A 22,874-nucleotide genomic window follows, 5' to 3' on the forward strand; every position below is an offset into this window, starting at 1 on the left:
AAAATGTTTTAAAACTACTTTTCTTTAGTTGTTTTTTAATTATTATTTAACAAAATTTCGAGCTCAACCGTATGAAATCTCAAGAAATAAGATCAAAATTTTTAGAATTTTATAAATCTAAAAACCATAATATAGTTCCATCTGCACCAATGGTGTTAAAGAATGATCCTACATTAATGTTTGTAAACGCAGGTATGGTTCCTTTTAAAGAGTATTTTTTAGGGCAAAAAAAAGTAGTGAATTCAAGAGTTGCTGATTCTCAAAAATGCTTACGTGTTTCTGGTAAACATAATGATTTAGAAGAGGTAGGAAAAGACACCTATCATCACACATTATTTGAAATGCTTGGAAATTGGTCTTTTGGTGATTATTTTAAGAAAGAAGCAATTGCTTGGGCTTGGGAATTACTTACTGAAGTATATAAAATAGATAAAGACATTTTATATGTTACTATTTTTGAAGGTGATAAAAAGGAAGGTTTAGAAAAAGATACTGAAGCTTATGATATTTGGAAACAATACATTGCTGAAGACCGTATTTTATTAGGTAATAAAAAAGATAATTTCTGGGAAATGGGTGCTCAAGGACCTTGTGGACCTTGTTCTGAAATTCATATAGACATCCGCTCTGCGGAAGAAAAAACAAAAGTATCGGGAGCTACATTGGTAAATTTAGATCATCCACATGTTGTTGAAGTATGGAACTTAGTTTTTATGCAGTATAACCGTAAAGCTAACGGAAGTTTAGAAAACTTACCTTCAACACATATCGACACTGGTATGGGGTTTGAGCGTTTATGTATGGCATTGCAAGGTGTTCAATCTAATTATGACACTGATGTTTTTACACCAATTATTAGAGAAATCGAAACAATTACTGGTGTAAAATATGAAGATGCTACTGTTTCTGGAAACGAAACAGATATTGCTATTCGTGTTATTGCTGATCATGTTCGTGCTGTAGCATTTTCTATTGCTGATGGTCAGTTACCAAGTAATACTGGTGCTGGTTATGTTATTAGAAGAATATTAAGAAGAGCTATCCGTTACGGATTTACTTTCCTGAATCAAAAAGAACCTTTTATCTACAAATTAGTAGAAACATTAAGTGAGCAAATGGGAGATGCTTTCCCTGAGATAAAAGCACAAGAACAATTAGCGCATAATGTAATTAAAGAAGAAGAGCATTCTTTCTTAAAAACCTTAGAACAAGGTTTACTTTTATTAGACACAATAACCGCTAATGCTGGAGAGAAAATAATTTCTGGAAAAAAAGTATTTGAACTAAAAGATACTTATGGTTTTCCAGAAGATTTAACAGCTTTAGTTTTATCTGAAAAAGGATTTAGCTACAATGAAAAAGAATATAAAACGGCTTTAAAACAACAACAAGATAGAGGAAGGGCAGCAACTGCTATTGAAACTGATGATTGGAATGTTTTAATAGAAGATGATGAGGAAGAATTTATAGGTTATGACACTTTAACTGCTGATGTTAAATTAACACGTTACAGAAAAATAACTACAAAAAAAGACGGTGAACAGTATCAACTAGTATTTAATATGACTCCTTTTTATCCTGAAGGTGGAGGGCAAGTTGGTGATGTAGGTTATATAGAAACGTCTAACGGAGATGTAATTTATGTAGTTAATACAAAGAAAGAAAATAATTTAATTATTCACTATACTAAAAATTTACCTGATAATTTATCAGAGAAATTTAAAGCAGTAGTAAACGAAGAGGCTAGAAATTTATCTGCTAGTAATCATACGGCAACACACTTATTACACCAAGCATTACGTACTATTTTAGGAACACATGTAGAGCAAAAAGGTTCGTTGGTGAGTCCAAAACATTTACGTTTCGATTTTTCTCATTTTTCTAAAGTAGATGCTGATCAATTACAAGAAATAGAAAACTTTGTAAATGCTCGTATTCGTGAAAACCTTTCTTTAATTGAAAGAAGAAATATACCAATGCAACAAGCTATTGACGAAGGCGCGATTGCGTTATTTGGAGAGAAATATGGAGATTCTGTAAGAGCCATTAAGTTTGGGCAATCTATGGAATTATGTGGTGGAACTCACGTACCACAAACTGGTGATATTTGGCATTTTAAAATAAAATCTGAAGGAGCAGTTGCGTCAGGAATCAGAAGAATTGAAGCAATTACAAATGTTGCTGTTGGAAATTATTTTGAAGAAGTTGAGCGTAATTTTTCTGCGGTAAAGCAATTATTAAAAAACCCGAAAGATGTAGCCAAATCTGTAAATAGTTTACAAGATGAAAATACTGCTTTAAAAAAGCAAGTAGAGCAACTGTTAAAAGAAAAAGCTCAAAACTTATCTGGTGAATTAAGAAATCAACTACAAGAAGTAAATGGGGTACAGTTTTTAGCAACTAAAGTAGATTTAGATGCTAACGGAATTAAAAATTTAGCTTTTGCTTTAGGTAAAGAGTTTCAAAATTTATTCTTATTCTTTGCTTCATCTGAAAAAGCAGACAAGGCAATGCTAACATGTTATATTTCTAAAGAATTAGCCGCAGAACGTGGTTATGATGCAGGAAAAGTAGTTAGGGAACTAGGAAAGCTAATTCACGGTGGTGGTGGTGGACAAAATTTCTTTGCTACTGCTGGTGGTAAAAACCCAGGCGGTATTCCGAAAGCTTTAGAAAAAGCGAAAGATTATATCGCTTAGAATATAAGTTACAATATTAAAAAAAGGTTCAAAGAATATATTCTTTGAACCTTTTTTAGTTTAATGCTTTTTTATATGTTGCAATAGCTCTTTCTCTTGCAAACTTATGTTCAACCATAGGTTGCGGATAGGTTAACTCATCAAAATCATCAACCCATTTTCTTATATATTGTAAATCTTTATCAAACTTCTTTAATTGAGCTTCTGGGTTAAAAACTCTAAAATACGGAGCAGAATCGCAACCTGTACCTGCTGCCCATTGCCAATTTCCGTTATTTGCCGAGAGTTCGTAATCTAATAATTTCTCTGCAAAATAAGCTTCACCCCAGCGCCAATCAATTAATAAATGTTTACACAAAAAACCTGCTGTAATCATTCTTACACGATTATGCATATAACCTGTTTTGTTTAATTGTCGCATCCCTGCATCAACCATCGGATACCCTGTTTCTCCTTTACACCATTTCTCAAATTCGACTTCATTATTTCTCCAAGGTACTGCATCGTATTTTTTCTTAAAGTTATTCGTAATCACTTTAGGAAAATGAAACAACACTTGCATAAAAAATTCGCGCCAAATTAATTCATTTAAAAAAGTAGCATTCGTTTTTAAGGCAAATTGAACCATTTTACGAACACTTACTAAACCGAACCGAAAATATGGAGACAGATAAGATGTTTTATCGATAAAAGGAAAATCTCTTATTTCATCATAATTATTTAAACTTGATAAATTATAAGGCTTCACTTTTATATGACTTTCATTAAAACCTAATGACTCTAATGTAGGAAAACTTGTTTTAAAATGGTGGAAAGCCGAGAAATCAATAGTAAATTCTTTTAAATCTACCTCAGTATTAAACTTTTGTAGCCACTTGTTTTTATAAGGCGTATAGATCGTATAAGGTAGTCCGTCGTTTTTCACAACTTCATTTTCTTCAAATACAACCTGATCTTTGTAACTGTAAAACTCAATATTATTTGACCCTAGAAATTCTTTAACTTCATTATCTCTTTTTATCGCGTATGGTTCGTAATCTTTATTTGTATAAACTGCTGTAATATCAAATTCTGATAGTAAGCCTTTCCATACTTCAATAGGGTTTCCTTTTTTAACTAATAATGAAGACCCTTCAATTTTTAATATTTTATCTAATCCTGATAATGTTTGATAAATAAAAGAGACTCTTGCATCATCTTTTGGTAACCTATCTAATATTTCTTCATCAAAAATAAATATAGGAATTACTTTATTACTACATTTTAAAGCATTGAATAATGCTACATTATCCTCTAAACGCAAGTCCCTACGAAACCAAAAAACCGCAACTTTATTTTCCATTAAACATTTTTTCTAAAGTTACAAACCTGTATTCAAAAATTGTTTTTAACTGCTTTTTTATAAATACTGCTTGTGCTATGTGTCCTAAAAAACCAAACGGAATTTTATACGATATTTTATCTTTCATTAAAGTATTTCCGTTTTCCAATTCTTCAAACCAATGCTCATGATGCCACATTTTATATGGTCCAAAACGTTGTTCATCAATAAAAAATTCTTGCTCTTTGACCTGAGTTATTTCTGTTACCCAATTTGTTTTAACAAAAGCTACTGGAGATACTTTATAGGTAATTATTTGCCCTTGATATGCTTTTTTATCAACTTTAGATGTAATATTAAACCCCATTTTAGGTGGTGTAATCTTGGCTAAATTTTCTGGGGAAGAAAAGTAACCCCAAGCTTTCACTAGTGATATATTTAATTCTTGCTCAGTTTCTAAAGTATAGATTCCCGAATGTTTTTTAAAATTCAACATTTATAAAAGCTTGGTTATTTTAGAACTCATAGGTTTTGTTATAGAATAGAAAACATCTACCAAACGCCCTTCTTCATCTACCAAATACTTTTGAAAATTCCATTTTACTGAAGAATTCATTTTACCATTCTTTCCTTTTTGTGTTAACCATTGATATATTGAATGTTGGTTATCTCCTTTTACATCTATTTTTTCGGTCATAGGAAAATCTACCCCGTAAGTTAAACTACAAAATGATTGTATTTCTGATTCTTGACCTGGTTCTTGACCTCCAAACTGATTACATGGCAAACCTATAATTACTAGCTTATCTTTGTGCTTAGCATATAATTCTTGTAACCCTTCATATTGATTTGTAAATCCGCATTTAGAGGCAACGTTAACAAATAAAATTTTCTTTCCTTTATATTGACTAAGGTTTAACTGTTCTCCGTCAATTCCTTCTATTTTTATATCGTATAAAGATTCTTTAGATGCTATCGTTTGTGCGTTTCCTAAAAAGCTGAATAATGCCATAAGTAAAGTTATTTTTAATGTTTTCATTTTGTGTAATAATTATGTAACGGGTCGTCATTCTGAATTTATTTCAGAATCGCATCGCTGGTAAAATCAAACATTTAAAATGTGAACCTGAAACAAGTTCAGGTTGACGAATATTTTTAATGTTTTCATTTATTTAAGTGTTATTTTTTCTATTGATAATTTAAAAGCTTCCTTCTTTTTATTTCCTATAAGTATAGCAATTTCAGTTATTTTTGCTCCTGAAAAATTATCAACATTTAATTTATACCCCCTAAAAGAAGCATAAAATTTATGTACCGGTAATTCTATTTCTTCTGTACTTTTTGATGTTTGGAAAGATTGGATATACCAAAAACGCTGATTATTTTTAGCTTTAATTCTTAACTGATATTTTTTACCGTCTCCTTTTAATTTAAGTACTAATTTAGTTTTTTCATCATCTAAATTAATACTTACTGGTAAGCGAGTCATAGCAAACCCACCATTATTATCTAAAGAAACATTCCCTGAAAAAATCATTTTATTTTCTTCATCAAGTTTCATCGAAGAGTTAGATATTCCTCCCATAACATCATCGTTTGTTATGTACCAACGCTGGTTAGTATTATTTTTATCAAAAATTATAATTTCATCATTCATACATAAAAAAATACTGAATAGCACTAACCATTTCATTTGCCTAGATTTATATTTTTACACTTACAATTCCAGCATCTAAAGGAATAATTTGCCCTGTTATAGAACTTGCATCATCTGATAGTAAATAACAAGCTAAACTTGCGACTTCTTCTGGTTTCAAATATTTTTTTAATGGATGTCTATCTTGCATACTTTCTTGCTGTTTTTCATTTCTTAACAAACGTGCTGCTAATGGAGTATCTGTTACTGTTGGTGCAATTGCGTTAAAACGAATTTTTGTAGCATATTCTGCAGCTAACGATTTTGTTAATCCTTCTACTGCTGATTTACTTGTAGCTATACTTGCATGAAATGGCATGCCTAAAAAGGATGCTACCGTACTAAATAAGACTACACTACCATTATTCTTTGCTAAGGTACTTTCGTATGCTTTCAATGCTTTAATTGCCCCAACAACATTAATTTCAAAATCGTCTTTAAAATCAGTGACTTTTAATCGTGTAAACGACTTTAAATTTATACTTCCTGGACAATAGACAAGACCATGAACCTCATCTAACGGAGGTAATTCATCTTTAAGAACATCACATGAATAATGTTTTACATTTATATGCTCTTCAGGTGCTATTCTACTAATATTTATAATATTATGGCTTTCCTTTAACTTTGTTACTATCGCTTTTCCAATACCCGAACTACCACCTACTACTATAATTGTTTTCATTTTATATCTATTTTTATTAGTAGTCTATTAAATCTTTTATCTTTTAGATATTTTATTATTACTTATACTTTGCTGTCTTGCACACTTAAATCTTCCTTTTTCAAACGCTCGTTTTGCTTGATGTTTTGTACCTCGACCTTGAACTCTTGCACGCCATAATTTAAAGCTAGAAAGTTTTAATTCTTTACGCATTAATTCAATTACTTGTTGCTCTTTTAAACCAAACTGAAACTTTATAGCATCAAACGTAGTACGGTCTTCCCAAGCCATTTCTATTATTCTATCTAAATCTCTATATGTCATAATATTCAAAACTTAAAAAATTAATAAACTCGCTTTTATTTATTAACCAAAGCGTTAATCATTCCTTTAAAAACAAAGGCATGAAATGGTAAAACTGAATACCAATACAAACGCCCTAAAACTCCTTTGGGTCTAAACACAGCTCTTTGGTATAACTTATCTTTTACTATTTTAAATTCTAACCATGCTTCTCCTGGCAACTTCATTTCGGCAAACAACAACAATCTTTTTTCTTTTTTATCTGCTAATAATACACGCCAAAAATCTAAAGGGTCTCCTGCTTCTAAATACGTATCATGTGTTCTTCCTCTACGTAAGCCAACACCTCCAAAAATCTTGTCGACATATCCTCTTAATTTCCATAAGCCATTAAAACTATACCATCCGTTTTTACCACCGATAGACCAAATTTTATTAATTGTAAAATCTTCATCGGTAATTTTTATAGAACGTACATCTTTAAAACAACCATATTGTGGCATTTGAATATGATCAGACAATTGATCTTTAAAAGTACCGCTACTAATTGCGTCTTTCCAGCTTGATACAACAGCATTTTGTTCTATTCTTTGAAAAGCTAAATTTACCGCATCTTTATAACAAATAGGTTGTATATCTAAAAGCTGATTAATATTACTAGCTTTAGCTATCACCTCAACTTTCATACTATCCACCAGCGCTTGCGCCAAATTAAATGATGTAGATGTAACGAAATACAACCAATACGATGATAATTTTGGAGTTAACAACGGTAATGTAAAAATGTATCTTTTAAAACCTCTTACTTCAGCAAATTGTAAAAGCATTTCTTTGTATGTAAGTACTTCCGTACCACAGATATCAAAAGATTTATTATACAATTCTTCATTTCCAACTGCCCGCTCTAAAAAGGCTAAAACATCTCTAATAGCAATAGGTTGTGATTTGGTATTTAACCATTTTGGAGTAACCATTAGAGGTAATTTTTCTACAATATCTCTAATAATTTCAAAAGAGGCACTACCACTACCTACAATTATACCTGCCCTAAATGTTGTAAGTGCGTATTTTTTTGATTGCAGATTCTGCTCAACTTGAAAACGAGATGCTAAGTGCTTAGACAAAGAACTATCATTTACAATACCACTTAAATATACAACTTGCTTACAATTTATTTTTTCTACTAAACTTTTAAAATTTTTAGCACAACGCTGTTCTAAATCTTCAAAATTAACAGCATCTGTAGCCATTGAATGTATTAAATAATAGGCTACATCTATATCTGAAGTAAAAGCAACATTTTCTGTATTTAAAAAATCTACTTTTATAAACTCAATATTTTCTTTAAATTCTATTTCATCAGGAATTCGTTGTAAATCACGAACACAACAGACTAATTCATGCCCTGCGTCTAGTAATTTCAACACCAATCGTTTTGCAATATACCCTGTGGTTCCTGTGATTAGAATTTTCATTTATTTCGGTCTTTGATATGATAATCGTTTATATTTTTCAGATACCATATAAGTATCTAAACCATTTATTGCTGCAATTTTTTCTTTAGATAAATTTAAAAAACCATCTTCTGAAAGCATTGAATCTTTAAAATACAAATCTGTCACTTCTCCTAAAACCAAAATAGTTCCGTTTGCTTTAATATGATATTCTTCCAAAAATTTTATTCCTATTTGCAAAGGTGACTCTGTTACGTAAGGCGCATGAAAACCATCTTTATATTCTGGAGATAAATCCGTTTTATCAAATTCTGATATTCCAGAAGCATATTTTGCAGACGTATGATGCGCATCTTCAATTATATCTTCACAAACTGCATTTATAGTGTAAAAACCAGTTTTCTTTATGTTGTTATATGTATTACGTGCTACTGTGGTAGGACGCAATACAAAGCCTAAAATTGCAGGGCTAGAACCATAATGAACTACTGAACTAAAAATAGCCAAATTGGTTACTCCATCTTCTGATTTAGTAGCAACAAGATTTGCTGATTTATAACCAGAAACACTATTCATTAAATTTATTTTATATAGATGCTCCATCTCATCTATTGCTGCTCTAGATAAATGCATTAAATATTTTTATAATTATTATTTTTTATGTCTGTAGCTTTTAAATCATGCATTAAATTATACAAACCGAAAAACGTTCTATTAATATAAATAAAGTGCTTTGAACCTCTATTTCCATTCATTTTCTTTAACTCTGTACTCTTAGAATATTTCTGACCTAACGCTGCTATTTTACCAAAGAAATTTTCATCAGAAAAATCAAACTCTTCTTGCTGAAATGGTTGTGTAAACAACGATAACATTTCGTAAAACAATCCTTTAAAGAAGGTTATTTCTTCTTCGGTATCATCTTCTCTTAAAATTTCTAACTCATATAATTTACTTTCGAAAAAAGCTGGATTATCAATGTTTTCACGTACCGCTAATTCAAAATATGGTACGTAAAAGCTTTCCGGAACTTCTTTCATACATCCAAAATCAATAACAATTAGTTCATTTTCAGGTGAAACTAAAAAATTACCTGGATGCGGATCTGCATGTACTTTTTTCAAAACATGTAATTGATACATGTAAAAATCCCATAAAGCTTGCCCTAATTTATTTGATACCTCTTGGTTAAATTGTTTCTTAGTAAACTCAGAAAGATGAACTCCATCCATCCAATCCATCGTTAAAATTCTATCAGAAGAGAATTCTTCATAATATTTTGGGAATTTTAAATTAGGAATATGTTTACAAGCATTTGCAATCTCATTACTTTGTTCTAATTCTAAAACATAGTTAGTTTCTTCTAATAACTTACTTTCAACTTCTTTAAAGTACTCATCAGAACGCTCACCTTTTATATTAAACATTTTCATAGCAATAGGCTTTACCATCGCTAAATCGCTAGAAATACTGTTTGCAACACCAGGGTATTGAATCTTTACTGCTAATGTTTTAGAGTTTGCAGTAGCTTTATGTACTTGACCAATACTTGCAGCATTTACAGACTCTACAGTAAACGTATCGAAAACCTCGTTAGGTGTTTTCTTAAAATATTTTTGAAAAGTTTTTACAACTAAAGGGCCGGAAAGAGGGGGAACTGAAAACTGTGATAGCGAAAACTTCTCTACATAAGCATTTGGAAGTAAACTTTTTTCCATGCTTAACATTTGCGCAACTTTTAATGCCGATCCTTTTAACTCTTTTAATCCGTCATAAATATCGGTTGCATTGTCTTCGTTTAACTGATCTCTTGCTTCTTCTTCGGTTTTTGTTATTTTGTTTCCGTAATATTTAGCATAATTTACTCCAATTTTAATTCCTGTCGTAACTAATTTGGTTGCTCTTTCTATTTTAGATGTTGGTATTTTATCTAGTCTTTTCATATAGATGCTCCTTTTTCTTTCCACAAAAACTTCGCTAAATCTATCACACTTTTTAAAGGTGTAATTTGCTGAATATCGAAACTCGCTTTGATTGATTTCTCTATAAAAACATCTGTTTTTTCAAAATTTGAAGATTCATCATCAATCCAAAATTTCATAACCATTAATAATTGTATCCAATAACTTTCTACAATCGTTTTATCTTGAAGTTCATTTACTTTTTCATTCTTAAAATCAATTTTCTCTAAATTAATTCCGCTTACAAAATTTATAAACTCTGTTCGTAATTGTTTTAAAACTGATAATTTCGAGAAATTTGATTTCACATCTTTAAACTGCAATAAAACGTACGATCTGTTTGCTGTTAATAACTCGAAAAAAGTAAAATAAAAACTTAGTAACTTATCTTTTGATGCATATTCTTTATAGGCTTCCGTTTTATGTAATAAATGAATTGTTTCTTTTGCAAAAATTGCAAAAATTGATTTTTCTAAACTTTCAAAACTTGAGTAGTGCTCGTAAAATTCTGATTCTTCAAAATTATTATCTAAAGCAAATGAATAAATAGAATTAGGCTTGCCTGATATTAAAACCGAATCCATATACCATTCTACTATTTTCTCTTGTGTAATATTCTTTTTTTTTGCCATAATTTTAGTTATAAAATACGATGTATGCATTTAAACTTGTTGCAATCGTCATCCATATTAAATACGGGAGTATTAGTAATGTAAACAGTTTTAATCTTTTTAGGTGTTCAAACGTAAAATAACCGATTAGCAACCATAATAAAGTAATTGAAATTAATCCTACTACTGTTAATTCTTGATTGAAAAAAAAGTAATTCCAACTTACATTTAAAACCCATTGACCAATAAAAAGTGTTGTTATTTTTTTATCCAAAAAAGAATATTCAAAACTCAATCTTGTCATATAAAAAGAAAACAACAACATAATTGTAGTCCAAGCAGCTCCGAAAACCCAACCTGGTGGTGTCCAAGGTGCTTTATTTAAAGAAAGGTACCAATCTTTTTGAGGGCCATTTTCCATTAATAAAACTCCAATTCCTAGCGCTAAGAAATTTACCACTATAAAAACTAAAAAACGTATATATTTATTTTCTTTCAAATCTTTTATTTTTCAAATAATTGAACATTAACTGTATCGTAAACAACAAATTAAATGCATAAAATACATCTTCAAATGGTATTGTAAATATTCTAAATCCTAAATTTTCATTATCATTATACCAAACCACAGGCTCTTCTATAAAACTACCTGTTAAGATTCCGTTTACTATTAAAAACGGAATTAAAACTACTAAAAAACTAGGGAAATATTCTTGTAATGTTTCTAAATGATTTTTTAATCCGTAAAAAATCAACAGTAAAAAGAATATAAAATTTATAGTAGTGTACAACTTACCAAAATTAAAAACTACTAATATTAATGTTATAAAAACTAATAAAAAACTAATAAAAATTGTTACTGATTTTGATAGTTTAAATTGAGGTTTTAAATACTTTAAAACTTCATGAGTAAACAAACAAGCATATGGTATACAAAAGAAAAATAGCCACTCTTCTAGAGGCATTTGAAAAATCTCTATAGATAAATGATATGTTGAATTGAAGCCCCAAACTCCATATTTGGTAAACAATCCATCCCAAATTAAAAAAGGAATAGCAACCAATAGTATACTTATAAAAGCTATTTTGAAATACTGAATAAAATGAAATTTTCTCTCAAAAATGCTATATAATAAAGGAACAGTTAAACTTCCTAAGGTTAATATAAGGTACAGGTAGTGACTCATTGTCTTTTCTTAAAATATTTAAAAGGCACAAATAACATTCCGAAACACTCTCCATCTGGTTTCCCCATATGCTTATGATGAATTTTATGTGCTTTTCTTAACCCTTTTAAATATTGATTATTTGTATTTTTAAACCATTTAAATCGTCTATGAATTAATACATCATGTACTAGGAAATAAGCTAAGCCATAAAATAAAATTCCTAATCCTATAAAAAATAAATAATTTAATTCGGGTCTAATCCCAAAGTAGAATAATAAAATACTAGGGATAGCAAAAACCACAAAAAACGCATCGTTTTTCTCAAATACATGTGGATAACCTGGTTGATGATGGTCTTCATGTAAATACCAACCAAAACCATGCATTATATATTTATGTGTAAGCCATGTTACACCTTCCATAACCAAAAAAGTTATAAGTGTAGTTAATAAAAAAAATGCTACAATCATAATGATGTATTTTTTATAATATATTTATCTAAATAGTCAGTAGAATCTTTTTTGTTTAAATACTTTTTCAAAAATTCTTTATCGCTATTTATTTGAGATGAGTAATTAAGTATTCCTGGTAAGTTCTCCTGAATAACCAAACGCACGTATCTCAAATGAACATTCTTCGGAAATTTGCTAATTAAATTTTCCAATTTTTTTTTCTCTTTTTTAAACACTATTAACTTGCTCCAAGGTAAAAACTTATATTTAGCTTGTTTCATTTTTAATGAAATTACATACCCCTGAATAGCTACTTTAGTAGTGTTTTGAAACTTCTTAATATATAATAATTCTTGCTTTTTATTTGATACCTCATGATACTCTGTGATAAATTCAGGCACACCTAATACTATACTTATAAAAGAAAAACAAATTAAAAGGTTAAGCATTATTATATCATATTTAATTTATACTTAACATAGCTTCTTGCCAATAAGTTTATTTTCATCGGATTTGAAATACGCACCCTTGTTTCCATTATTTTTGTATAATGAACTGCTTTTAATTTCTTTAACAATCGCTTATAATACCTGTACGCAATATAAACACCAAACTTAGCTTCAACTGGCAATTTTAAAACTCCATTTTGAAAAGCATACTCAAAATCTGACTCAATATCTTTAATGATTGCTAATTTTGATTCCTTATCAAAATTTTTAAAATTTACATTAGGAAAATACGATCTATTTAAATCTTCAAAATCATCTTTCAAGTCGCGTAAAAAATTCACTTTTTGAAACGCGGATCCTAATCGTTGAGCTGCAGCTTTAAGACCATCATATTTCTCTTGATCTCCATTAACAAAAACCTTTAAACACATTAAACCAACAACATCTGCAGAACCATAAATATATTCTTTATACTCCTCTTCTGTTTCATAAGTAGTTTTATATAAATCAGCTTTCATGCTTTTTAAAAAAGCTTTAACCATCGTATCTGAAATATCATATTTCAAAACAGTATGTACGAATGAATTTATAATAGGGTTTAAACTAATACCTTCCTTTTTTGCTGAAAAATATTCTTTTTCAAAACTAATCAGAAGAGTTTCTTTATCATAATCGTGAAAAGAATCTACAATTTCATCTGCAAATCGAACAAAGCCATAAATATTATAAATTGCTCCTCTAATACTTGGTGCCAACATTCTTGTAGCCAACGAAAAAGACGTACTATATTTTTTTGTTACAAGCTTACTACTTGCGTAAGAAACTTCATCAAACAGTTTTTTTTTCATATTAACGGTGGTTTTTTATAATTAAATCAGAAGCAATTTTACCAGAAATTAACGCTGGCGGAACCCCTGGCCCTGGCACTGTTAACTGCCCTGTAAAAAATAATTTTTTCACTTTTTTACTTTTTATCTTTGGTCTTAAAAAAGCAGTTTGTGTTAAGATATTGGCTAACCCATATGCATTACCTTTATATGAGTTATAATCTTTCTTAAAATCATTAACACAAAAACTTTCTTTAAATAAGATATGATCTTTAACAGACTGACCTGTTAGTTTCTCTAGTCGGTTTATAATAATATTAAAATATTTTTCCCTAATCTCTGGAGTGTCATTTATACCCGGAGCTAATGGTATTAAGAAAGTTGCAGCTTCTTTACTAGATGGAGAAAAAGAATCATCTGTTATAGAAGGGAAGCTAGCATAAAATAACGGTTCTTTAGGCCAGCTAGGAGAATCATAAATCGTTTTTGCGTGTACATCAAAATCAGTATCGAAAAACAACGTATGATGACAAACATTTTCTAATTTTTTATCAAAACCAACATAGAATAATAACGATGATGGTGCGAATACTTTTTTATCCCAATATTTCTCAGAATACTGCCTATATTTCTTTGGCAATAACGTTTCTGTATGATGATAATCTGCTCCACTTAAAACAATATCTGAAGAAACAAACTCTTTATTTACAACCATTCCTGTTGCTTCTCCAATTTCATTTACAACAACCTCCTCTACATTTGAATTTACCTTAAATTCAACTCCTAAATCAGTAGCTAAAGTTACCATTGCTTCAATCACCTTATACATTCCTCCTTTTGGGTGCCATGTACCTAAACCAAAATCAGCATAATTCATAAAATTATAAAACGCAGGAGTATTACTTGGTTTGGCTCCTAAAAACAAAACTGGAAATTCTAAAATTTGAATTAATTTTTTACTTTTTATGTTTTTTCGAACCTGCTTTCTTATAGTAGAGAAAAACTGTGTTATTTTACCAATAGTTACTGGTGTTACTAGTTCTAATGGAGAAATCCCAGGTTTATAAACCAAATCATTTATAGAAACATCATAATTATATGCTGCTGATTTTAAAAAAGCTTTTAAGTGAGCTGCACTTCCTTTTTCCTCCTTTTCAAAAACTTCATATATCTCCTCTAAACTTCCAGGTATTGTAATTGAATCTTTAACATCAAAATACACCTGATATGCTGGTGTTAATTTTTCTAACTCATAATAGTCTGAAGGTTTTTTTCCGAAATCTGCAAAAAATTTCTCAAACACATCTGGCATCCAATACCAAGTAGGTCCAATATCAAAAGTAAAACCATCTTTTATTAACTGTCTTGCCCTACCTCCTACGGTTTCATTTTTCTCTAAAACAACAACTTTATTACCCGCTTTCGCCAAATAACACGCTGCTGCAAGAGAAGAAAAACCTGAACCTATTATTGATATTTTTTTTTTCAATGCGCTATTTTATTAATTAATATTAATTGCTCAATTAATATTCTATTAAGATAAGAAATATATTGAGTCAATCAAATTTACATTTTTTGTTTAACAAAAACAAAAAAAGAATAAACAAAATTAAATTAACCAAAAAAAATTACAACGTTTTCAGCAATGATACTACTGATGGATGTAAAGAAATATCTGCTTCAAAATCAATTTCTTTTACTTTTAAAGTTTTACCACCAACAGCGATTAACTTATGCTCTGTTCCTTTAATAATATTATTAATCTCTTGAAAATAACTTACAATTTTATCATCATAAGGCTGAACCGTTAATGATGTTATGAAACAAATTTTAGTATCACTTTCAAAAAAATAATCGAGGTTACTTAAAGGTAAACTTTGCCCTAGATAGATTGTTGAATTACCTCTTAAAACAAGTTCATAATTCAAATACATCAACCCAAGTTCATGTATCTCGTTTTCAGGTAAAAACAAAACATAAGTAGTTTCTGAATTAATTACAGAATACTCTAATCTTTCTGTGCTAATTTGAATTTTCTGAGCTATTAAATTAGATATAAAATGTTCGTGAGCTGGCAACAACGTATCTGTTTGCCATAACAAACCTATATGACCTAAAAAAGGGATAAAAACATCTTTAAAAATCTCTCTAAACGTTTTTTTATTTAACAACTTATTATATGTATTATTAAACAAAACTTTATCAAACTGAAACATAGAGAGCTTAAATGAATTAATAGCCTCATCGTTAACTGCAACTTTAAATGCCAACTCTCTTGCTTTAACAATAATAGTTTCATTAGACATTTCAGCTATTTTAGAAATCTTATGATTATTTGTATTTAACAAAACAACATTTAACAATTTCTGTAAATTTTCTGAAGAATAATATCGAATATTAGTATCTGTTCTTTCTGGCGACAACAAACCATATCTTTTCTCCCAAATACGAATAGTATGCGCTTTTACTCCTGAAACATTTTCAAGATCTTTAATAGTAAAGGTATTCTTAATACTGTTCAATATAAATTGATTTTAATTAAACAAATGTACAGTTTTATATCACCAAAAAAAACTATCACTTGTTTCTAACTATTTAATCTTTATTTTTGACTTGAATTTTACTTGCATTCAATGAATTTTCAAACTAAAATCTCTTTAAAAAAACAACAACTAAATCAAATTAACTATGATTCTAAGTTACTATTACTAGGTTCTTGTTTTTCAGAAAATATAGGGGAAAAATTATCTTATTATAAATTTCAATCAGCGGTAAATCCATTTGGTATTTTATTTCACCCAAAAGCTATTGAAAACTTAGTATTAGATGCAATAAATGAAAAAGTATACACAGATGATGATCTTTTTTTTCACAACGAACGCTGGCATTGTTTTAACGTACATTCTAAGCTAAGTTCTACTGATAAAAATAAAATCACAAACAGTTTAAATAACGCCAACAATAACACTTACAAGCAATTAAAAAACGCAACACACATTATAATAACACTAGGTACTTCTTGGGTTTATAGATTTATCGAAACTGATAGCCTAGTTGCTAACTGCCATAAAATTCCTCAGAAAAAATTCTTAAAAGAAATTTTATCCATAAACGAAATTACTGCATCTATAGAAATCATTATTTCGCTCATAAAATCAGTAAATAAAAATGTAAATATACTTTTCACCGTCTCTCCCGTTAGACATCTAAAAGATGGTTTCATTGAAAATCAACGAAGTAAATCTCATTTACTTTCAGCTATTCACAATATAATAGAGCCTAGAGAAAACACCTACTACTTTCCTTCTTATGAAATTATGATGGATGAATTACGAGATTACCGTTTTTACGCTGAAGATATGATTCACCCAAATAAAACTGCTATTAATTATATTTGGGATAAATTCTTTACTTCTTGGACATCTGAAGAAACTCAACAAACAATGAGCAAAGTAGCAATAATTCAAAAAGGATTAACACATCGTTCTTTTAACCCTACATCCGAAGCTCATTTAAAGTTTCTAAACAATCTTCAACAAAAAAAGGAAACACTTGTTAAAGCATTTCCTTTTATGAAATTTTAATTCTGAATTTTATTTTGCCAAGTATTGATCTACATTTTGCCAAGGTCCACCGTTAATCACATCAATTCCATGACTTGATAAAAACTCTGCTGCCTGACCACTTCTTCCTCCACTTTTACAAACAGCAATTACTGGTTTATCCCAAGATTTAACTTCTTCTACACTTGAAGGTATAACCGTTAAAACAATATGTTTTGCACCTTCAGAATGCCCTTCATTCCACTCTGGTAAAGTACGCACATCTAAAACTACAGCTCCTTTACTTAAATATTCTTGTATTTCGTTTGTCATATTTTTCTTTCTAAATAAATTAAATAACCCCATTCGTTTTACTATTATTGAGTCAGCAAATTTAAACCGTTTTCAATTAAAGCTTTGTAACTCTTGTTACTTTTTAACTCTTCTAAATAATTTTTCAGTTCGTTTTTAATTGAATAGTTATTAGCCAAAGCTAATTCAAATAATTCTAAGGGCAACAACCAATCAGTAGCATATTCACTTTTTAAAGTTTTAAAAATAATTACGACCTTCTCTTCAGTAACCGCTTTCTCTACTCTACTTCTTCTAACATCATCATACATTACATACAACTTGTTATCTGATTCTGTATACTGAATTTTATCTGTTTTTGTTTCTGAAACTTTTCCTAAATCACCAAATGAATCTACATCCGCAGGTCCAGAATAAGCCGACACCAATTCTTTACCTATTGCCATATCATAAATACCCCACTCTGGTCTAAACAATACTTGCTCTTTATAGGTAACTGTACAATCTTTTAAAGAGACTATTAAAATTTTCCCCCTTAAATCACGAGTACCCGTTATTACCTTTCCGTTAACAATTACTCCACTCTCAAACTCCAACATCATTTCTTCGCCTTCATAAATTCCGTAGGCTTTTAAATCTCGTGGACTCATATCTTCAATATGCAGATTAATCCCTTTTAACTTTCCTACTGGACTACCAAAACCTTCTGCATGATACCTAATACCATGACCTATTAACTCTTTATCTCTATTAGATAAAGCTGTTGGCCCTGTAGTTTGTATATAAGCTACTTTTCCTTTTTTATCTTCTATTACATTAGTAAAAGCACCCGAAATTTGCACTCCAGTACTTAATTCTACAGTTCCTAAATTTTTAGAATCTATTAATTTATGAACACCTTTTAGTCCTCCTGTTCTAAGCGCCATCGTATTTGCAAATTCATTTAAAACCAAGCTTAAATACGCAAAGTTTGGTGTTACAAATAATTGAGGTTGTGGTTTTGTAATATCAAAACTAACCGTTGCTGCTTCAATACAATAAGGCACCTTTTTAACCTCCTCTTTCATACACCCCATACTCTCTCCTATAGATGAAAGTAACCCAGCTCCATATATCTTAGGTTCATCAACAGCTCCTATCAAACCATATTCAACAGTCCACCAATGCAAGTTTCTTATTTGTGCCATTTCTGACAATTCTCCCATATTATCTTGCAACCATTCTACTTTTTCTTGTGCATCATCAATTTCTTTTTGAGTTGAATTTGGATTCTCTTTTAAAATAGATAATAACCGAATAGCTTCATACATTTCATAATCTTTCGATGATGAAATTGCTTTAGATCCTATTTCACCAAATCGACGTAAATACTCAGAATACTCAGGGTTTGCTATAATTGGGGCATGACCTGCAGCTTCATGAATAATATCTGGTGCTGGTGTATATTCTATATGATTTATGGTACGCATATCTGAAGCAATTACCAATACATTATAGGCTTGGAACTCCATAAATGCATTTGGCGGAATAAAACCATCTACCGAAACCGCAGCCCAACCAATATCTTTTAAAATACGGTTCATACCTGCCATATATGGGATATCCTCAACAGAAACACCTGTTTTCTCTAATCCTTTTAAGTAAGAAGCGTGTGCTACTTTACCTAAATAATCAACATTCATACGCATTACATAACGCCAAACCGCTTGGTTTTGTGCTGTATACTCGTTATAAGGCTGCTTTACTACGAATTTATGTAAATGCTTAGGTAGTTTCTTCGTGATTTCATTTAATTCAAAATGAGATTCCATATAGTTGTTTGTTTTGCTGGGTAAATTTAAGTTTTTTATAGTTCACAAAAAATCCATATTCGTTAAATTATATATTTTGTACTTTTACCTTTATCACAAAAACTAAGAATAGAAATATGAGAAATCGCGGAAATTTAAAAATTAGGTTTTTAATTGGTGCAGCAATTGCATTGTTCGCTTTGGTAAAGTATTGTTCTAACGCAGAAACAAACCCTTACACAGGTAAAAAGCAACATATTTCTATTTCACCAAAACAAGAAATTGCAATTGGTTTAAGTAGTGCTCCACAAATGGCACAACAGCATGGTGGATTACACCCTAGTCAGAAGTACCAGGATTTGGTAGATAAAATTGGCGCAAAATTATTAAGAAATAGTATTGCTAAAGAATCTGGCTATCCTTTTGATTTTCATTTACTGAAAGACGAAAGATCAATTAATGCATTTGCTTTACCTGGCGGACAAGTATTTATCACCTTTGCGTTGTTTTCGAAATTAAAAAATGAAGATCAATTAGCGGGCGTTTTAGGTCATGAAATTGGTCATGTTATCGGTCGTCACTCTGCCGCCCGTATGGCCAAACAAGATTTAACACAGGGTTTACTCTCAGGAGCCTCTGTTGGGTTTGACCCTAGTACCGCCCAAGGAATGGCTTCTATAGCTAATGTAATTAACATGAAATATGGTAGAGGTGATGAATTAGAGAGTGATGATTTAGGTGTTAAATTAATGGTAGATGCAGGCTATAACCCTGAAAGTTTAATTGGCGTCATGAAAATTTTAAAACAAGCAGCAGGTCCAAATAGAACACCTGAATTTCAAAGCACACACCCAGATCCTGAAAATAGAATTGAAAAAATTAAAGAAGCTATTCGTAAGTATCGTAAATAACTGCAAACGTCATTACGAACAAAGTGAAGTAATCTTAAACTTGTTTAATTGATATTTACAGATTGCTTCATACCTCGCAATGACAGATTAGAGAATAATTCTGTAACATTTCTAATAAAAAAGCTACTTATAAATATAACTTTAAATTAATAGCTATGAGTTTTGGAGGTGCATCATATATGATTACAAGTTTAAAGAATAATAAAAGAAATCGAAAGAATGCTTTTTAAAAATTTAGAACGCTACCAAAAAGACCATAAAGGTTAACTACATCTTAATAAACTCATTACAGACAAGGAACTGAAAAAAATTAGACTTCGAATAAGAAAACAAAAAAGAAATTCCTTAATTAAAAACATCGTGCTCTTAATTTTCGCCTTTCTATTTCTATACTTTCTTGTTGGTTTCGTTATTTTTTAAAACACTATAGTACACAAGCTATTTTGTGTAACATCTACAAAAATGTAAATAAGCCTAGCCCTGATTGAAGCGTTTGTTTGAGCTCTTTTTTATTTTTCTTAAAAAAAGCGAGTGCGGAAAGCGGGAAATAGCTTCACCTTATTTATAGCAAACAATCGGTTTCGTTATTTTTTAAAAAAGAGGTGAAAATCTTTCTTACTTTTGTTTTTTAACACACAACAAATGAACAAGAAAGTAATTTTAATGATATTAGATGGCTGGGGAATTACCCAAGATCCTAAAGTATCTGCCATATATAATGCAAAAACACCTTTTATAAATTCGTTATACGATAAATTTCCACATGCTGAATTACGTACCGACGGTGAACACGTAGGTTTGCCCGAAGGACAAATGGGAAATTCTGAAGTTGGACACATGAATTTAGGTGCAGGTAGAATTGTATATCAAAATCTTGCTAAAATTAACAAAGCTGTTAAGCACGGTACTTTAGCGAAAGAGACTGAATTATTAAATGCTTTTGAGTATGCTAAAAAGAATAATAAAAATGTTCATTTTTTAGGACTCGTTTCTAACGGAGGAATTCACTCTCATATAGATCATCTAAAAGGATTATTAACAACTGCAAACGAGCATAATTTAAAGAACGTATTTCTTCATGCTTTTACTGATGGTCGTGATTGTGATCCTAAATCTGGAAAATACTTTATTAACGACATTGAGGAGCATATGCAAAAAACTACTGGTGAATTGGCAACAATTACAGGTCGTTATTATGCAATGGACAGAGACAATCGCTGGGAAAGAATTAAACTAGCATATGATGCTTTAATTGACGGAAAAGGTGATTTTTCGACAAATGCTATTGAAAGCATTAAAAAAAACTACACTGAAAATATTACTGATGAATTCGTGAAACCTATTATTATGGTGAACGAAGACAAGCAACCTAAAACAACTATCAAAGAAGATGATGTAGTTATTTTCTTTAATTTTAGAACAGATAGAGGTCGTGAATTAACAGAAGCTTTAAATCAAAAAGATTTTCCTGAGTTTAACATGAAAAAAAGGTCTCTGTATTTTGTTACCATGACAAATTATAATGAAGCTTTTAAAGATATTAAAGTAATTTACAACAGTAATAATATTGAAAATACTTTAGGGGAAGTTTTAGAAACTACTGGTAAAACTCAAATTAGAATTGCTGAAACTGAAAAATACCCACATGTAACGTTTTTCTTTTCTGGCGGAAGAGAACAGCCGTTTAAGGGTGAAAAACGTTTATTATGTCCATCCCCAAAAGTAGCTACTTACGATTTAAAACCAGAAATGAGTGCTCATGAAATTTGTGATGCTATTGTTCCTGAACTAAAGGAAGGAACAGTAGATTTTGTATGCTTAAACTTTGCTAATGGTGATATGGTTGGTCATACTGGTGTTTTTGAGGCAGCTGTAAAAGCCTGTGAAACCGTAGATAATTGTGTAGAAAGCGTTATTACAACTGCTTTAGAAAATGATTACACAACTATTTTAATTGCCGATCATGGTAATTGTGAAACAATGATGAATCCTGACGGGACTCCTCACACAGCACATACTACAAACCCAGTACCAATGATTTTAATTGACAAAGAGTTAAAATCGATAAAAAATGGTGTTTTAGGTGATATTGCTCCAACTATTTTACGACTAATGAATGTAGCGCAACCTAAAGAAATGACACAACATTCACTTATTTAAAACATTATGATAAAAAAAACAATATACACACTGATTATTTTATTGATCGTCTCTTGTGCGACTGTACCTAAAAACCCCGCAAAAAAAGACAAAGACGGAGACTTGATTGGTATTGCTACAAAAAAAGATTTTCAACAAGAGCCATACGCATCAGAATGGTTTAATGACTTTTATAGCTATTATGAAATAGACAAAAGTGCCACAGACAAATTAAAGCCTCATTTAAAAAATATAACTATTAAAGGTTTTATGGGAACTTGGTGTGGTGATAGCCAGCGTGAAATTCCTAATTTTTACAAAACCCTAGATCAAGCTGAATTCAACTACAAAAACTTAGAATTAGTAACTGTAAATCGCAAAAAAACAGCGAACGGTTTAGAGAAAGGATACGATATAATTCGTGTTCCTACTTTTATATTTTATAAAAACGGAAAAGAGATTGGACGTTTTGTAGAACACCCTATTGATGGTAGTACAATTGAAGAGGACATTTTTAAAATAATTTCTGGTAAACCATACACACATCCGTATCAAAAATAACCGTAAATTTGCG

24 protein-coding genes are annotated in these 22,874 nt (G+C 30.2%); 5 read left to right on the forward strand and 19 right to left on the reverse strand.

The annotated features are described in order from the left end of the window. Nucleotides 1-71 precede the first annotated feature (71 nt). Nucleotides 72-2,699 carry an alanine--tRNA ligase gene (gene alaS, locus CXF68_RS01420; protein ID WP_101042578.1) on the forward strand — a complete coding sequence of 876 codons (2,628 nt, stop codon included), beginning with the start codon at nt 72-74 and terminating at the stop codon, nt 2,697-2,699. A 55-nt stretch (nt 2,700-2,754) separates the two neighbouring features. Here alaS and CXF68_RS01425 read toward each other — a convergent pair whose 3' ends face one another. The 17 genes from CXF68_RS01425 to CXF68_RS01505 all read right to left on the reverse strand — a co-directional run bounded on the left by CXF68_RS01425 (nt 2,755) and on the right by CXF68_RS01505 (nt 16,128). Next, nucleotides 2,755-4,041, reverse strand: a complete 1,287-nt coding sequence (locus CXF68_RS01425) for a deoxyribodipyrimidine photo-lyase (protein ID WP_101042579.1) — start codon at nt 4,039-4,041, stop codon at nt 2,755-2,757. Then, nucleotides 4,031-4,516: an SRPBCC family protein gene (locus CXF68_RS01430; protein ID WP_101042580.1), complete on the reverse strand. Its 486-nt coding sequence runs from the start codon at nt 4,514-4,516 to the stop codon at nt 4,031-4,033. The genes CXF68_RS01425 and CXF68_RS01430 overlap by 11 nt, the downstream gene beginning before the upstream one ends. Further along, the gene (locus tag CXF68_RS01435; RefSeq protein WP_232771694.1) at nt 4,517-5,032 is read right to left on the reverse strand and encodes a glutathione peroxidase; all 516 of its coding nucleotides are present in this window, start codon (nt 5,030-5,032) and stop codon (nt 4,517-4,519) included. It lies immediately after the preceding gene. Between the two features lie 156 nt (nt 5,033-5,188). Further along, nucleotides 5,189-5,713 (reverse strand): CIA30 family protein, encoded by a 525-nt coding sequence (locus tag CXF68_RS01440; RefSeq protein WP_232771594.1) that lies wholly within the window; start codon nt 5,711-5,713, stop codon nt 5,189-5,191. A gap of 10 nt (nt 5,714-5,723) precedes the next feature. Beyond that, complete coding sequence (locus tag CXF68_RS01445) at nt 5,724-6,401, reverse strand: SDR family NAD(P)-dependent oxidoreductase (RefSeq protein WP_101042583.1); 678 nt, start codon at nt 6,399-6,401, stop codon at nt 5,724-5,726. 36 nt (nt 6,402-6,437) lie between these two features. Continuing rightward, nucleotides 6,438-6,704: a TIGR03643 family protein gene (locus CXF68_RS01450; protein WP_101042584.1), complete on the reverse strand. Its 267-nt coding sequence runs from the start codon at nt 6,702-6,704 to the stop codon at nt 6,438-6,440. Between the two features lie 35 nt (nt 6,705-6,739). Further along, a complete protein-coding gene (locus CXF68_RS01455; protein ID WP_101042585.1) occupies nt 6,740-8,158 on the reverse strand; it encodes an SDR family oxidoreductase in 1,419 nt (472 codons plus the stop codon). Next, complete coding sequence (locus CXF68_RS01460) at nt 8,159-8,770, reverse strand: flavin reductase family protein (protein ID WP_101042586.1); 612 nt, start codon at nt 8,768-8,770, stop codon at nt 8,159-8,161. Further along, entirely contained in the window at nt 8,770-10,080 is a 1,311-nt protein-coding gene (locus CXF68_RS01465; RefSeq protein ID WP_101042587.1) for an AarF/ABC1/UbiB kinase family protein, read from the reverse strand. Before CXF68_RS01465 ends, CXF68_RS01460 begins: the two co-directional genes overlap by 1 nt. Then, nucleotides 10,077-10,730, reverse strand: a complete 654-nt coding sequence (locus CXF68_RS01470; RefSeq protein WP_101047292.1) for a TetR family transcriptional regulator C-terminal domain-containing protein — start codon at nt 10,728-10,730, stop codon at nt 10,077-10,079. The genes CXF68_RS01465 and CXF68_RS01470 overlap by 4 nt, the downstream gene beginning before the upstream one ends. Nucleotides 10,731-10,734: 4 nt before the next feature. Continuing rightward, entirely contained in the window at nt 10,735-11,208 is a 474-nt protein-coding gene (locus CXF68_RS01475) for a TspO/MBR family protein (protein WP_101042588.1), read from the reverse strand. Next, nucleotides 11,195-11,896, reverse strand: a complete 702-nt coding sequence (locus tag CXF68_RS01480) for a lycopene cyclase domain-containing protein (protein WP_101042589.1) — start codon at nt 11,894-11,896, stop codon at nt 11,195-11,197. Before CXF68_RS01480 ends, CXF68_RS01475 begins: the two co-directional genes overlap by 14 nt. Then, the gene (locus CXF68_RS01485) at nt 11,893-12,348 is read right to left on the reverse strand and encodes a sterol desaturase family protein (RefSeq protein WP_198553739.1); all 456 of its coding nucleotides are present in this window, start codon (nt 12,346-12,348) and stop codon (nt 11,893-11,895) included. Before CXF68_RS01485 ends, CXF68_RS01480 begins: the two co-directional genes overlap by 4 nt. Continuing rightward, entirely contained in the window at nt 12,345-12,779 is a 435-nt protein-coding gene (locus tag CXF68_RS01490) for a hypothetical protein (RefSeq protein ID WP_101042590.1), read from the reverse strand. The genes CXF68_RS01485 and CXF68_RS01490 overlap by 4 nt, the downstream gene beginning before the upstream one ends. A gap of 2 nt (nt 12,780-12,781) precedes the next feature. Then, nucleotides 12,782-13,627 (reverse strand): squalene/phytoene synthase family protein, encoded by an 846-nt coding sequence (locus tag CXF68_RS01495; RefSeq protein WP_101042591.1) that lies wholly within the window; start codon nt 13,625-13,627, stop codon nt 12,782-12,784. 1 nt (nt 13,628) lies between these two features. Then, on the reverse strand, nt 13,629-15,095 hold the full coding sequence (locus CXF68_RS01500; protein ID WP_101042592.1) for an NAD(P)/FAD-dependent oxidoreductase: 1,467 nt from the start codon (nt 15,093-15,095) through the stop codon (nt 13,629-13,631). Between the two features lie 139 nt (nt 15,096-15,234). Next, nucleotides 15,235-16,128 (reverse strand): MerR family transcriptional regulator, encoded by an 894-nt coding sequence (locus tag CXF68_RS01505; protein WP_101042593.1) that lies wholly within the window; start codon nt 16,126-16,128, stop codon nt 15,235-15,237. A 111-nt stretch (nt 16,129-16,239) separates the two neighbouring features. On the opposite strand from CXF68_RS01505, the gene CXF68_RS01510 reads away from it, so the two are divergent. Then, the gene (locus CXF68_RS01510) at nt 16,240-17,190 is read left to right on the forward strand and encodes a GSCFA domain-containing protein (RefSeq protein ID WP_101042594.1); all 951 of its coding nucleotides are present in this window, start codon (nt 16,240-16,242) and stop codon (nt 17,188-17,190) included. 9 nt (nt 17,191-17,199) lie between these two features. On the opposite strand, the gene CXF68_RS01515 is transcribed toward CXF68_RS01510, so the two are convergent. Beyond that, nucleotides 17,200-17,481 carry a rhodanese-like domain-containing protein gene (locus CXF68_RS01515; protein ID WP_101047294.1) on the reverse strand — a complete coding sequence of 94 codons (282 nt, stop codon included), beginning with the start codon at nt 17,479-17,481 and terminating at the stop codon, nt 17,200-17,202. A 44-nt stretch (nt 17,482-17,525) separates the two neighbouring features. After that, nucleotides 17,526-19,271 (reverse strand): aromatic amino acid hydroxylase, encoded by a 1,746-nt coding sequence (locus CXF68_RS01520; RefSeq protein WP_101042595.1) that lies wholly within the window; start codon nt 19,269-19,271, stop codon nt 17,526-17,528. A gap of 116 nt (nt 19,272-19,387) precedes the next feature. Here CXF68_RS01520 and CXF68_RS01525 point away from each other — a divergent pair, with 116 nt between their 5' ends. The 3 genes from CXF68_RS01525 (at nt 19,388) to CXF68_RS01535 (ending at nt 22,861) form a co-directional block, all read left to right on the forward strand. Beyond that, nucleotides 19,388-20,161: a M48 family metalloprotease gene (locus tag CXF68_RS01525; RefSeq protein ID WP_101042596.1), complete on the forward strand. Its 774-nt coding sequence runs from the start codon at nt 19,388-19,390 to the stop codon at nt 20,159-20,161. 642 nt (nt 20,162-20,803) lie between these two features. Further along, nucleotides 20,804-22,321 (forward strand): 2,3-bisphosphoglycerate-independent phosphoglycerate mutase, encoded by a 1,518-nt coding sequence (gene gpmI / locus CXF68_RS01530; RefSeq protein WP_101042597.1) that lies wholly within the window; start codon nt 20,804-20,806, stop codon nt 22,319-22,321. 6 nt (nt 22,322-22,327) lie between these two features. Beyond that, nucleotides 22,328-22,861 carry a thioredoxin family protein gene (locus CXF68_RS01535; RefSeq protein ID WP_101042598.1) on the forward strand — a complete coding sequence of 178 codons (534 nt, stop codon included), beginning with the start codon at nt 22,328-22,330 and terminating at the stop codon, nt 22,859-22,861. Nucleotides 22,862-22,874: the final 13 nt, after the last annotated feature.

The sequence above is a fragment of the Tenacibaculum sp. Bg11-29 genome, from assembly GCF_002836595.1.
In the GTDB taxonomy this organism is placed as follows: Bacteria; Bacteroidota; Bacteroidia; order Flavobacteriales; family Flavobacteriaceae; genus Polaribacter.